The organism is Pseudomonadota bacterium (assembly GCA_022361155.1).
Classification (GTDB): domain Bacteria; phylum Myxococcota_A; class Polyangia; order Polyangiales; family JAKSBK01; genus JAKSBK01.
Window position 1 is genome coordinate 1 of the sequence record JAKSBK010000222.1, and the last position, 13,360, is coordinate 13,360.

The following is a 13,360-nucleotide window of genomic DNA, read 5'->3' on the forward strand; positions in this document are numbered from 1 at the left end:
AAACCAAAACCGTATCCCTGCTCTCCCCGCACTCATCGAAGCCCGCGCCCAAGCTCCTTGAGTGCTCTGTACCCTGTGCGATCCTACCCTCCTCTCCTCGCCACCACCTTTTGAGAAGTTACGCGTGACCTGCTCCGTTGCGCAAGCTTCGTGCTCCTACCAGCTAGCGCAGCCGTCTTGCTCGCGTGCGGCGGCGGGAGCAGTCCAACACGGATCCCACGTCCTGACCCGCCGGCTGCGGGCACTTCGGCGCCACCGGCCGCCGGGACCATGGCGCCTCCGGTGGCGGGAACCGTGGCGCCTCCGGTGGCGGGGGGCGCTGCTCCAGCGCCCGCGGGAACTTTTGACGACGACGTCAACTTCCTCCAAATGTACGAGCCATCGCTCGTGGTGCTGTCAGACCCGCTAATGAAGGCGCGGGTGGCGGTCTCGCCGGCCTGGCAAGGCCGCGTGATGACCAGTACGGCCGGCGACGCAAGGGGACTGAGCTTCGGCTGGATCAACCGAGAGCTGATCGCGTCGAGACAGATCAAGGAGCATATCAATGTGTTCGGCGGCGAAGACCGGTTTTGGATGGGCCCGGAAGGCGGCCAGTACTCGATCTTCTTCGCGCCCGGAACGAAGTTCGATCTGGCGACCTGGTTCACGCCGGCACCGCTCGATACGGAGCCCTTCGAGGTGGTGCAGATCCTTCCCGACCGGGTGTCGTTTCGCAGGCAGTTCCAGCTCCTGAACAAATCCGGGACGCGTTTTGATGTGCTCGTGGATCGTGAGGTTCGCCTGCTCAGCGAGCAGGAGGCCTGGACCAACCTCAAACTTCCCCCTACGCCGGGTGTGGAGCTGGTGGCCTACGAGTCTGTCAACCGCATCACCAATGCCGGCCAGCAGCGGTGGAGGAAGAATACCGGCCTGTTGTCGATCTGGATTCTTGGCATGTACCAGCCGTCGCCTCAGACCACCATTGTCCTGCCTTTCCGCAAGGGCCCACAGGCCATGCTGGGCCCGATCGTGAACGATGCCTACTTCGGCAAGGTTCCTCCCGACCGGCTGAAGATCCGCAACGGCGTCATCTTCTTCCGCGGCGACGGCCAGCAGCGTGGCAAGATCGGCTTGTCTCCCCAGCGCGCCCGTCGCGTGATGGGAAGCTACGACGCGGCGAGCGGCGCCTTGACCTTGGTTCAGTTCACACTACCGAGGGGCAGGACCGACTACGTCAACTCCCTGTGGAAGCGGCAGAAGTTCCCTTACAAGGGCGACGCGTCCAACAGCTACAACGATGGACCGCCCATGCCCGGTGTGCCCCCGCTCGGGCCCTTCTACGAGCTCGAGTCGTCATCGCCCGCCGCGGCGCTTGCCCCCGGCGCCTCCATGTCGCACACCCATCGCACCTTCCATCTGGTAGGAGATCCAAACGGGTTGAACCAGATCGCAACCGCGCTGCTCACCGTCGACCTGGCGACCATTCAGGGCACATTCGATTAGCGGTTGCGTGCGTAGCGCTCGGGCGCGCCGAGAAAATCCAGACGGCAGCGCGCCGAGCAAAAACGATAGTCGACACCCTCGTAGCGAGCAGTGGCCTCCGGCTGCTCCCCAAGCGCCATTCCGCATACCGGATCGTGCTTGCGCAGCCAGCTCGGACGTCGCCTCAACGGCAGGTCGCCGGCGAGCTCGCGCATGAGCTCCAGATGGTTCAGCACCAAGCGCGGTGTCAGGAAGTGCTCTCGCACGCGATCCTTGCCCGCAGCTGCGAGCGCGTGGGCACGCTTGGGTTCTGCGAGCAACGCGCGGATCGCCGCCGCGCAGGCGTCGGTGCCGTCGACCAGCAGGCCGCCTACTCCATCGGCCATCTGCAAGGGAATTCCGCCGGCTCTGCCTGCGACCACGGGGGTGCCCTTCCACAGCGTCTCGGAGACCACCAGACCGAAACCCTCGCGCACGGACTTCTGCACCACCACGTCCGAAAGCCGCTGCAGGGCGTTCACTTCGATGTTGCTCACACCGACCAGGTTCGTGAACACGTGGATCCTGGGATCGCCCTCCGCTTCGGCGCGGATCGACCGGCAGATTTCCCATCCCTCGGGATCGTCGAGCGCGAGCGAACCCGCGAGGACCAGCTGCAGCTCGGGAATATCTTCGCGCACCTGGCGGTAGGCTTGCACGACTCCCAAGGGATCCTTCCAGGGGTCGAAGCGCGAGACCTGGGTCACCAGCGGTCGATCTGCGCGCACACCCAGCCACTCCAGGATATGGCGGGCAGTTTCTTCGGCCAGGGGTAGGTTCTTGGGGCTGCAAGGATCGATCGCAGGAGGAATGAACTCGACTTTGGAGGTCGGGACATCGGGCGGCGCGAAGTCTGACATCGTGAAGATTGCCGCGTCGTAATCAGACAGAAAGGGGCGCAGGAACGTCCACACCTCGGGGTTCGGTTCGGAGGTGTCGATATGGCAGCGCCAGACCCAGCGGGCGTTGCCTTTGCCACGCATCGACAGGATGGCGGCTGGCTGCGGATCGTGCATGAACACGAAATCGTACTGCTCGGCAAAGGCCCGAGCGTTTTCCTTTGCGTTTTCCAGGTAGATGCTCTGCTGAGCTTCCGTCAGGGTCACGTGGGCTCCCTGCAGGCCGTTGTGCATCGTCTTGGTGACTTGAAAAAAACGCTCGTCACCCCGAATGATCCGCCAGTCTGCGACAAGACCCAGATCGTTGAGCAAAGGCACTACCGAGCGCAGCAGCTCCGACACGCCGCCGCCATACGGTGTCGCGTTGACGTGCAGGACACGCGCGCCCCGCAAGCACTCCGCTTCCGCCACCAGATCCTCGAGCAGATCATCGGGGGCAACCCCACGGTACGAATCGAGCACGCGGCTACCAACATCGACCAATTCCAACATCGAGTCGCTCCTGTGGCTACGCAGGCCCTGCAGCCAGGCTACGGACCCGCCACACCATAACCTGTCCACTTCGCAGGCTCCAAACGTCGTTGGCTGCGTCGCTCCTGCTCGAAAGACACGCGGCCTGATGATTGGTCGGATCTCTCGGGAAGCTCATTCTTGGACGGGTCCTCCCAGTCGCAGCGCATTGGCGATCACGGACACCGAGCTGAGGCTCATGGCGGCCGCGGCAATCATGGGGGATAGCAGCAAGCCAAAGGCGGGGTACAGCGCGCCTGCTGCGATCGGCACGCCGGCCACGTTGTAGACGAAGGCGAAGAACAGGTTCTGTTTGATGTTGCGCATGGTCTGCCGGGACAGCGAAAGAGCCCGTGCGATGCCTCTGAGGTCGCCCTTGACCAGGGTGACTCCCGCGCTTTCCATGGCTACGTCGGTGCCTGTACCCATGGCGATGCCGACCTGGGCTTGGGCAAGCGCGGGCGCATCGTTGATGCCGTCGCCCGCCATGGCGACCACGCGGCCTTCGGCCTGCAGCGCTTTGACTTTGTCTGTTTTCTGAGCCGGCAAGACCTCGGCCACCGCTTCATCGATGCCCAGTTTCTTTGCTACGGCCTTGGCGGTGGTTGCACTGTCACCGGTCAGCATGACGACCCGGATGCCTTCCTTGAGCAGCGCGCGGATGGCTTCGGGCGTGCTGTCCTTGATCGGATCGGCCACTCCCAAGAGGCCCGCAAGCTTGCCATCGACGGCAACAAACATCACGGTTTGACCGTCAGCCCGAAGTCGTTCGGCCTCCGGTTCGAGATGCACCACGCCGATGTCAAGACTGTCCATCAGGACCCGGTTGCCAAGATCGACTTGGCGGTCGTCCACGCGGCCCTTGACCCCTTGCCCGGCTGCCGACTCGAAATCGTCCGCGCTTGAAGGCGAGACGCCGCGCGCTGTCGCCTCGTCTACTATCGCGGCAGCCAGAGGATGCTCGCTGGCGCGTTCGAGGCTCGCCGCCAGACGCAGCAGGGTAATCTCATCGCATCCGTTCTCTGCCACCACGCTGACCAGCTTGGGCTTACCTTCGGTGAGCGTGCCCGTTTTGTCCACGATCAAGGTGTCGACCTGGCGCAACACTTCGATCGCTTCGGCGTTTCTGAACAAGACCCCCATGGTTGCGCCCTTGCCGGTGGCCACCATGATCGACATGGGAGTTGCGAGACCGAGCGCACAGGGGCAGGCGATGATGAGCACGGCAACCGCGTTGATCAGCGCGTGCGCCATGCGCGGCTCGGGACCGACCAGCGACCAGACCACAAAGGTCAGGACTGCGATCCCGACCACGGCCGGCACGAAGTATCCGGCGACCATGTCCGCGAGCTTTTGGATGGGCGCACGGCTGCGCTGCGCCTCGGCGACCATGGCGACGATTCGCGAAAGGAGCGTCTCGGCACCTACCTTGTCGGCTTGCATCACAAAGCTGCCCGTTGCGTTGACCGTCGACCCGATCACCGCGTCGCCTGCGTGCTTCTCCACGGGAATAGGCTCGCCCGTGATCATGGACTCGTCGAGGGCGCTCCCGCCCTCGAGCAGCACGCCATCGACCGGAACCTTCTCTCCCGGCCGGACCCGCAGCCGGTCTCCGGCCCGCACTGCCTCGAGTGGCACATCCTCTTCGGTGCCGTCGTTGTTCAGTCGCCGGGCGCTCTTGGCCTGCATCCCGAGCAGCTTCTTGATCGCCTGGCCGGTCCGGCTGCGTGCCCGCAGCTCGAGCACCTGGCCGAGCAGAATCAGCATCACGATCACACCCGCCGCCTCGAAGTACACGGCCACCTCGCCGTGTCTGCGGAAAGACGCGGGGAAGATGTCCGGCAGGAGCGCAGCGATCAGGCTGTAAACGTAGGCCGCGCTGACCCCGAGGCCGATCAGCGTGAACATGTTGAGGCTCCTGTGCCTGAGCGACTGCACGGCCCGCACGTAGAAGGGCCAGGCGGACCAGAGACACACCGGTGTGGCCAACGCCAGCTCGATCAACGTGCGCGCGCGCAGAGACAAGAGCAAGGAAACGGGTCGCCCGGGCAGCATGTCGCCCATCGAGACCACCAGCAATGGCAGCGCCAGCGTTGCCGCAAACCAGAACCGGCGCGTCATGTCAGCGAGCTCTGGGTTTTCCTCGGCGGGCTCGAACGCGACGCTGCGCGCTTCGAGCGCCATGCCACACAGGGGACAGCTGGCCGGCTCGTCACGCACGATCTCCGGATGCATCGGACAGGTGTACTCGACGGCTGTGGCTGCCGCAGGAGCGTGCACCGGCTCGAGCGCCATGCCGCACTTGGGACAGCTCGCGGGTCGAGGCTCGAGCACCTCGGGGTGCATCGGACAGGTGTGCTCGCGGACGGAAGCTGGCGTCACGGTGCTTCGGACGGACGCCCCGTCCCCGGTGTAGCTTCCGGGATCGGCTCTGAATCTCAGCAGGCAGCCTGGGCTACAAAAGCGGTACTCGAGCCCCGCATGGCGCGCGCCATGTGGCGAATCGCGCACGATCATCCCGCACACGGGGTCGCGTTCGTCTGAAGGTTGGTCATACCCTAAGCCGTCCATGGAGCCTTCAGTCGTCAGGGCGCGGCACCGTCCAGAATCCACTGCCTGATCTTCGCGAGCTCGGCCTGCGGGAGCGTGGTACCAAAAGGCATGGTTTCGCCCGAGCCTCCGACGGCGACAAAGGTGTTGTCGAGCTTCCGCCACAAGTAGCTCTCGGTGAGACTGCCTGGCTTGACCAAGACCAGGGCGCTTTGCTTCGAGGGGACGTTGATGATCGCGGGGTAGCCGTCCGGCCACAGCTCCAGACCCGCGTCCGGTACGGTCTGCGGGTCCCTGGAATGGCAGTGGGTGACGCAGCTGGCATCCCAGATGGGCTGTATGTCCTTCGCATGCGAGAGCGGGCCGCTGCCTGCCATGCCCGCTGCTCCACCCGCTCCTCCGCTGCCCGCGCTCGCACCGGCGTTGCCCGCAAAACCCGCCGTCCCAGACCCGCCGGCTCCAGCGCCAACTGCGCCGGCGGCGCCGCTCGTCCCGCTTATCCCGGCGCCCGCGAAACCAGCCGATCCTGCCATCCCGGTACCACCGCCGGCGCCCCCGGTGCCTCCCAGGCCGGCGCCCGCGTCGATCGCGCCGGCCACGCCAGCGCTCCCGGCGTTACCCGCCACGCCGTTCACGCCGCCCGTGGTCCCGGCCAAACCGGGAGCCCCGGCCCGCCCGCGGTCTACCGGGCTCGGTACACCGCCGTCGCATGCGATGACCTGCACCGCGAGTACGCCACCCGCGGCCCATGTCCAAAGGAGTGTCCGCAAAGCGATCACGTGGACTCAGTATACAACAGAGGAGCTCGTGGCTCGCTTCATGGCCGCACCTGCCTCGCTCCTCTACTCGGCGAAGATCACCCGGGCCCGACCCGGGTCCCTGCTGTCGGAAACTGGGAACCATCGGCAACTGGGAAGTGCGTGGTAGGGCTTGGCATTTCTGACGTCGGCCTGCGGGCCGAGGAAGAGCTCGCAGCCATCGAGGATGCGCTGCTGCTACTGGAGGCTGCCGGCCAGCGCACGTAACGCCTCAAAGGGGCGGCCTTGCTGAGCGTCAGACCGAGCGCGCGCGGGGACTGACCGGCGTTGACCACGCGAGGATTGGGGTAGCTAGTGGCCGAGTAGGTCGCAGGCGGCGGGGTGGCCACCGAAGCAGGCTTGATCGAGCAGCCCGCGCGCGCGGGCTTCGTCCACCTTTACACCGTCGCCGTCACGTAACATCAAGGCGAGCTCGTAGCAGCTCTCCAAGTGGCCTCGCTCGCAAGCCTGCTCGAAGAGCCCGAGCGCGTGAGCCAGACTTGCGGCGCTACGCTGTCGCTGTCGCACGAGTGCCAGGCGATAGCAGCCCTCTGGCTGCTCGCACGCTGTCCCCGCGGCCGATCGAGGCACGTCGTGTACCGCGCCCGGGGGTGGCGGCTCCAGCCCGGTAACAGGCTTCTCCTGCACGCTCGCGGCAGTCTCATGCGATTGGGGTGGGCTGTTCGTGCGCTGGTCCGGTCGCCCCATGCCATCGCACGCGAAGAGGCTCAGCGCTCCGGTGAGCGCGTAGTAGCGCATGGTCAGCCGCTGACCCATGGCCGCTCCACAGGGCTCCTTCAGGGTCGAAACACCCGATCCACTTGCAGCGTGACCGCAAAGACGCTGGAGCGCACCTCATCTCCGGGACCGAAGCGTGCATGCAGCTCGTACTGGGTATCTCCGGGTACGAACAACTCGAAGGTCCGCTCGTGCGGGTCGACGATCCAGTACTCGCGCACCCCTCGCTCGGCGTAGAGCTTGAACTTGCGCTCGCGATCGGTGCTCCGGGTGCTGTCCGACAGGATTTCGATCACGATGTCCGGCGCGGTCTCAATCCCGCGCTCGGTGATGAACGCCTCCCGCTCCTTGCGAACCACCAGCAAGTCCGGCTGGACGGTGGTCGTGTTCGAGAAGATCAAGTCTACCGGCGCATTGTAGACTTGACCGAGTCCTCGCTCCTCGATCTGAAGCATGAGTGCCAGCTGAATGCGTTTTGACACCCTCTGGTGTGTGGTGCTTGGGGCTGGCGTCACGAACAGCTTCCCCTTGATCACCTCGTAGCGTTGCCCGTCATCGGGCATGAGCCGATAGTCCTCGTAGGTCCACGTGACCCGAGGCGCCTGGGTAATGGCCGCCGGTGAAGACACCGGTCAAGCCTAGCCCGGTCATCCAGAGCCAGCAACACGCGCCAAGCCCCGCCCAAGCCCCGCCTGCGGCGCGCCGGCCTCGGGTGCCAGTGACTACCAACCGCTCGTTTCGCCGCCGGCACTTCTGCGCAGATAGGCGGGGATGTCGAGCACGGTTTCGTCGTGCAGCGCCGTCGGGCCGAAGGCACGCTTCGGGGCTGCCTTTGGCGAACTCTCGACCTCGGTTCCGAGCGGCACGTTCACCTCGCTGGCCCGCTGTCTGCTGTAGGTGCTCGGGGTGGGCGGGCGGGCGCCCCGATCGGCTGGTCGAGCCTGCTGCGCCGAGCGAGCCTGGGCTCTGCGGGTCGAATGCGCCAGGGAGAAGCCGTCCTGGCGCGCGGCGTGCACGTCGGCGGGGGCCTGCTCCACGTCGAAGCCCGTGGCGATCACGGTCACCTTCACCAGATCGGTCATGTCCGGATCGTTGACCATGCCGAAGATAATGTGCGCGTCCTCGTTGGCCAGCTGCTGTATCAAGCCGGCGGCCTCGTTGATTTCCCGCAGGCGGATATCGAGGCCGGTCGTGAAGTTGATGAGGATGCCGGTGGCTCCATCCACCGACACATCCTCTAGCAGCGGCGAGTTGATCGCCATCTCGGCCGCGTCCGTGGCCCTGCGCTCGCCGCGACCCACGCCGGACCCCATGAGAGCGCGACCCGTCGAGCTCATGATGGTTTTGACGTCCGCGAAGTCCACGTTGATCATGCCCGAGTGCAGAATCAGATCGCTGATGCCGCGCACTGCCTGCACCAGCACGTCATCGGCGCGCCGGAAAGTATCGAGCAAGGATCGATCGTCGTCCGCGAACTGGAGCAGCTTCTCGTTGGGAATGGTGATGATGGTGTCCACCGCCTCGATCAGCTCTTCCATGCCGGTATCGGCGAAGCGCTTGCGCTTGCGTCCCTCGAACATGAAGGGCTTGGTGACCACTGCCACCGTGAGCGCCCCCTGATCGCGGGCGATCTGCGAGATCACGGGTGCTGCGCCGGTGCCCGTGCCGCCCCCCATGCCCGCAGTGACGAACACCATGTCGGTGCCTTGAAGCGCGTCGGCAATGCGCTGGACGTCCTCGAGCGCAGACTTGCGTCCCATGTCCGGGTTGCCTCCGGCGCCCAGACCCCGCGTCAAGCTCGTCCCAAGCTGCAGCTTGGTCGTCGCGAGATTCGTGCTCAGTGCCTGAACGTCGGTGTTGGCGGCAATGAACTCGACCCCCTCAAGCCCACTGTTGATCATGGTGTTCAGCGCGTTGCCGCCACCACCTCCAACGCCTACCACCTTGATGCGAGCCTGCAGATCCGCGTCATCTGCGATGTCGATCGAGATTGCCATCAGTGTATCCTCCAAGAACGTCCTGCCGATTGTCCCGTTATGCTGCGCCGGAGGGAGGCCGGAGCACCCCGACCGGGCTGCGCGCTAGACGGCGCGAGCCGCCTGAACGCTCAAAACACTTCTCTCAGCCAACTGCCCAAGCGCAGCCCCCATCCGGATTGAATAGGCACTACCAGCTCTTTGCCCGGCGTCTCGCGCACCTTGCCGGCGCCGTACTTGACCAAGCCGACCCCGGTCGCAAAGGCGGGACTGCGCACGACGTCCACAAGGCCTCCAACCCCGGCGGGCGAGCCTCGGCGCACCGGCACGCCCAGGATCTTCTCCGCGAGCTCGCAGGTGCCGTCCAGCAGCGTCGTGCCCCCCGTGATCACTGCGCCGGAAAACAGCATCTCCAGGTAGCCTGTCTCCGCTATGACGTGGTGGATCGCCGAGAGGATCTCCTCCATCCGCGGCTCGACGATATTGGATAGGACCTGGCGCGGCAGCGAGCGTGGCGCGCGACCGCCCACCGAGGGCACCTCGATGGTCTCCTCCTCGTCGATCATGCTCGAGTCGGCGCAGCCGTACTTTATCTTGATGCGCTCGGCCTCGGCGATGGGTGTCCGCAAGCCCGTGGCGACATCGTTGGTCAGGTTGATGCCACCAATGGGGATCACACTGGTATGCACCACCGCTCCATTGATGAAGATGATGACGTCCGTGGTGCCTCCGCCGATGTCGATCAGCACGGCACCGATTTCCTTCTCGTCCTCCGAGAGCGCTGCCTCGGCGCTCGCGATCGGCTCGAGCACCACCTCGGCCACGTCGAGATCGCAGCGTTGGCAGCACTTGATGATGTTCTGCACGCTTGCGTTCGCCGCCGTCACGAGGTGGACCCTCGCCTCCAACCGCACGCCGCTGATGCCCACGGGCTCTCGGATGCCGTCTTGCTCGTCGACGATGTACTCCTGCGGCAGCACATGCAGTACCTGCCGGTCGCCTGGAAGCGGAATAGCCTTGGATTGCTCCAGGACACGCTGGACGTCTTGTTCGCTGACCTCGCGCTCGGAAATGGCGGCGACTCCTTCCTTGTTCATCCCCCGTACGTGGGAGCCGGCGATGCCCGCGTAGACCGTGCCGATTTCGCAGCCGGCCATCGTTTCCGCCTGGTCGATGGCGGATCGGATGGCCTGGACCGTGGATTCGATGTTCACCACGACCCCCTTCTTGAGCCCTCTGGACGGGACGGATCCGATGCCAATGATGTCGATACCGTCCTCGGTCTGCTCGGCCACTATCGCGCACACCTTGGTGGTGCCGATATCCAAGCCCGCAATGAGTTCGTGTTCCGGCATTCGTCTCACACTCCCGGCACGAGGCCCTTCTCGACGAATACACGGCCTGGATCGGCGGGCCAAAAAACTTGCACCCCGAGGCCGATGGCCGGCGCGCAACCATGAGCCGGTATTCCGGGGAGAATACAGCAACGCAGCAACTAGTTGCCCTGATGCAGCCTGACAGTGACGCGGTCGGGCCGACGTTGATTGTCCAGGTAGACATAGGCTGCATGCCGTTCGTTCCGCTGCAGCTGGTCGAGCACCTTGCGCAGGCGGCGCAGCTTGCGGCGGAAGGGACGCTTGCCAAGCCGCACGTGGGTGGGTCCGTCCCCCACATGAAGGGACAGGCTGCGATCGGGCTCGATATGGATTTCGGCGATGGGCTGGCGGCGCCATAGCCCCGCCTCGCGGTAGTCGTGAAGCAGGGCCACTGCATTGAGCAGCACCGAGGTTCTGAGGGCAGGATCCTTGGCAAGGCGCTGGGTGTCGACCCCTGTGATGGGAGGCAGGTCGGCCGGGTCGCCTGGGCCTAGCGCTTTGAACACCGTCCCGTCGTCCGCCACCAGGTAGGTTTTTTCCAGCGCGAGCAGGGCCACGGCCCGGTGCTCTCGCAACCGGATCCGGTAGCTGTCCGGCAGGCGTCTACGAACCTCGACCGAGGCGATCCAGGAATGACGCCGCAGCCGCTCCTCCGCGATCTCGGGTGACGTCGCGAAAATGTTCTGCCCCACTTCCAGGCCTGCCGTTCGCAGCACGCCGGCCCGATCGAGGTGCCTGAGACCCGACACCTGGATCACGTCGGTGCGAAAGTGCGGCGATCGGCGCACATACTGCTCTACGAACCTGGCCGAGGCGAACACCGCGCAGCCGACCGCGGCCACCGCGAGCCCCCACCCCACCACGGTTGCCGGCCGCCGCAGCCGCCGGCCAACCGCGGCGAGTCGCTCGCGCCGCTGTGCCCAACGCACCCGCGCTGGCACGCTCACGGCTTGCTTGCGGGGATGGTTGGGCTTGCGACGATTGCGACGCGGGGGCGAGGGCGCAGCCGTCCCGCGCCGCCGCGCGTGCCGCCGGCGTGACAAACCCATGAGCCCGTTTCATCAGTGGCGCGGCCGTTCGTCCAGTTTTTGGGGCAAAGGCGCCGTCCAAGAACAAGCTGGGCGAGACCGGACGGCCCAACGATGACCCGGCGGCGTCCCGGCGCGGTCCGGACTTTCGGGACGGGCAGCAGCTCGAAATCAGCTCAGAATAGGCAGCCCCGTCACGGTGGCAGCGTGCTCGACCCGCCGCCGGAGCAGCTCGAGCAGCTCGGGGCCCGTCTTGGTGACGTCTCCCGCGCCCAAGGTGATGACCACATCGCCCGGTTGAACGCGCGCCGCGAGCCCCGGGGCCAGCTCCTCGCGGGCAGGCACGTAATGCACGGCCCTGTGACCTTGCTCGCGGATAGCAGCCGCCAAACGCTCCGCTGACGCGCCCGCGATCGGCTGCTCCCCGGCCCCGTACACCTCCGTAAGCAGCAGCAGGTCCGCGTCCCCGAAGCACCGGGTGAGCTCCTGAAACAGGGCCTGTGTCCGGGTGTAGCGGTGGGGTTGAAAGGCCACGACGATCCGCCCGCTGTACGCGCTGCGAGCGGCCTGGAGCGTGGCGCGCACTTCGGCCGGATGGTGCCCGTAGTCGTCGACGATCGTGACATCGTCGATCGCTCCCAGCACGGTGAACCGGCGCTGGACGCCGCAAAAGGTGCTCAGTCCATGCCTGACGGTGTCGTGTTCGACAAAAAGCTCGTCGACGATGGCGAAGGCCGCCAGGGCGTTCAGTACGTTGTGCTCGCCCGGCATGCTGAGCTCGAACTCGCCGAGATGCTCGCCACGACGCACGATCTCGAAGATGCACGAAAGCCCCCGAGTACGGCAGCGGATGGCTCGATAGTCGGCGCCCGCGTCCATCCCGTAGGTTGCGACCCTGCGTTCGAGGCGCGGCAAGATGTCCCGCACCCCGAGATGGTCTTGGCAGGCAACCACCAGGCCGTAGAAAGGCACCCGGTTGGCGAAGTCCACGAAGGCACTCTTGAGCGCATCGAGCGAACCGTAGAAGTCCAGATGCTCGGGATCGATGTTGGTGATGACGGCGAAGGTGGCCGCCAGGTGCAGGAACGAGCCATCGGATTCGTCGGCCTCGGCCACCAGCAGTTCGCCCGCCCCGCGCGCGGCATTGCTTCCAAGCGCGTTGAGCTTGCCCCCGATGATCACAGTGGGATCCAGCCCGGCCACCCGAAGCAGGGTCGCCACCAGCGATGTGGTCGTGGTCTTGCCATGCGAGCCGGCAATGGCAACCCCATGCTTGAGTCGCATGAGCTCGGCCAGCATCTCCGCCCGGCGGATGACCGGCAGTCCGCGCGCCCGCGCTTCCACGAGCTCGGGGTTATCGGAGGCGACAGCCGACGAAAAGACTACCACGTCAGCCTGGCCCAGATGTCGGCCGTGGTGGCCCTGGCAGACGCGTGCACCCAGACCCTGCAACCTCCGCGAGGTCTCCCCGAGGCGCAGATCCGAACCGCTCACCTCGAAACCGTGGGCCAACAGCACCTCGGCGATGCCGCTCATGCCGATGCCACCGATGCCCACGAAGTGCAGTCTACGAAAACGTCCCAAAAACACGCAGGTCCTCCCGATCAACCCAATGGACATCGAGTCAGCCAGGGCACGGGCTGCCCGCTCGATCTCGTGTGAGACGATCCCGGCCAACGTACGCCGCAGCCGCGTCCCTGTCCAGCATGGGGTGCATTTTCCGTTTCCCCCGTAATGCGTCGACTCGGTGTCGATGTTCCGGACGTCCCGGGTCGACGTCCCGAATCCTAGTGTCCTGTATCCGAAATCCCGCACATAATTCGCCGGCCCTTGACACCGCTCACGCCATCGATCGCCGTTTGGCTATCTCCTGGAAATAGCGCTGCACTGCATCGACATTGAACCGCAGTCTGCGTCGATTCGATGACCCGAGCGTCGCCAATTGCTCGCCGACTTATGTACGTAATCACGGATACAGGACACTAG

The 13,360-nt window shown here is 65.4% G+C and carries 10 protein-coding genes; 1 reads left to right on the top strand and 9 read right to left on the bottom strand.

All coding sequences use genetic code 11. The features are described 5' to 3' along the window. Positions 1-270 precede the first annotated feature (270 nt). The gene (locus MJD61_08535; protein ID MCG8555319.1) at positions 271-1,482 is read left to right on the top strand and encodes a hypothetical protein; all 1,212 of its coding nucleotides are present in this window, start codon (positions 271-273) and stop codon (positions 1,480-1,482) included. Here the strand turns inward: MJD61_08535 and MJD61_08540 are convergent. From MJD61_08540 to murC, 9 genes are all read right to left on the bottom strand, one after another. Next, the gene (locus tag MJD61_08540; GenBank protein ID MCG8555320.1) at positions 1,479-2,891 is read right to left on the bottom strand and encodes a glycosyltransferase; all 1,413 of its coding nucleotides are present in this window, start codon (positions 2,889-2,891) and stop codon (positions 1,479-1,481) included. The two genes, MJD61_08535 and MJD61_08540, sit on opposite strands and share 4 nt — an antisense overlap. Positions 2,892-3,044: 153 nt before the next feature. Next, positions 3,045-5,480: a cadmium-translocating P-type ATPase gene (cadA, locus tag MJD61_08545; protein MCG8555321.1), complete on the bottom strand. Its 2,436-nt coding sequence runs from the start codon at positions 5,478-5,480 to the stop codon at positions 3,045-3,047. Positions 5,481-5,494: 14 nt separating this feature from the next. Beyond that, positions 5,495-6,238 carry a hypothetical protein gene (locus MJD61_08550; protein MCG8555322.1) on the bottom strand — a complete coding sequence of 248 codons (744 nt, stop codon included), beginning with the start codon at positions 6,236-6,238 and terminating at the stop codon, positions 5,495-5,497. 330 nt (positions 6,239-6,568) lie between these two features. Further along, entirely contained in the window at positions 6,569-7,033 is a 465-nt protein-coding gene (locus MJD61_08555) for a hypothetical protein (GenBank protein ID MCG8555323.1), read from the bottom strand. A 20-nt stretch (positions 7,034-7,053) separates the two neighbouring features. Beyond that, positions 7,054-7,623 (bottom strand): Uma2 family endonuclease, encoded by a 570-nt coding sequence (locus tag MJD61_08560; protein ID MCG8555324.1) that lies wholly within the window; start codon positions 7,621-7,623, stop codon positions 7,054-7,056. 93 nt (positions 7,624-7,716) lie between these two features. Beyond that, positions 7,717-8,991 (bottom strand): cell division protein FtsZ, encoded by a 1,275-nt coding sequence (ftsZ, locus tag MJD61_08565; GenBank protein MCG8555325.1) that lies wholly within the window; start codon positions 8,989-8,991, stop codon positions 7,717-7,719. A 110-nt stretch (positions 8,992-9,101) separates the two neighbouring features. Further along, positions 9,102-10,325, bottom strand: coding sequence for a cell division protein FtsA (ftsA, locus tag MJD61_08570; protein ID MCG8555326.1), 1,224 nt, complete (start codon positions 10,323-10,325; stop codon positions 9,102-9,104). A gap of 140 nt (positions 10,326-10,465) precedes the next feature. Next, positions 10,466-11,395, bottom strand: coding sequence for an FtsQ-type POTRA domain-containing protein (locus MJD61_08575; GenBank protein ID MCG8555327.1), 930 nt, complete (start codon positions 11,393-11,395; stop codon positions 10,466-10,468). Positions 11,396-11,545: 150 nt separating this feature from the next. Continuing rightward, on the bottom strand, positions 11,546-12,994 hold the full coding sequence (gene murC, locus MJD61_08580) for a UDP-N-acetylmuramate--L-alanine ligase (GenBank protein MCG8555328.1): 1,449 nt from the start codon (positions 12,992-12,994) through the stop codon (positions 11,546-11,548). Positions 12,995-13,360 lie beyond the last annotated feature (366 nt).

Excerpts from the sequence above, each read along its gene's own strand:
- MJD61_08535 (MCG8555319.1), top strand. The coding sequence starts at position 271 with ATGGCGCCTCCGGTGGCGGGAACCGTGGCGCCTCCGGTGGCGGGGGGC.
- MJD61_08540 (MCG8555320.1), bottom strand. The coding sequence starts at position 2,891 with ATGTTGGAATTGGTCGATGTTGGTAGCCGCGTGCTCGATTCGTACCGT.
- cadA (MCG8555321.1), bottom strand. The coding sequence starts at position 5,480 with ATGGACGGCTTAGGGTATGACCAACCTTCAGACGAACGCGACCCCGTG.
- MJD61_08555 (MCG8555323.1), bottom strand. The coding sequence starts at position 7,033 with ATGGGTCAGCGGCTGACCATGCGCTACTACGCGCTCACCGGAGCGCTG.
- ftsZ (MCG8555325.1), bottom strand. The coding sequence starts at position 8,991 with ATGGCAATCTCGATCGACATCGCAGATGACGCGGATCTGCAGGCTCGC.
- ftsA (MCG8555326.1), bottom strand. The coding sequence starts at position 10,325 with ATGCCGGAACACGAACTCATTGCGGGCTTGGATATCGGCACCACCAAG.
- MJD61_08575 (MCG8555327.1), bottom strand. The coding sequence starts at position 11,395 with ATGGGTTTGTCACGCCGGCGGCACGCGCGGCGGCGCGGGACGGCTGCG.
- murC (MCG8555328.1), bottom strand. The coding sequence starts at position 12,994 with ATGTCCATTGGGTTGATCGGGAGGACCTGCGTGTTTTTGGGACGTTTT.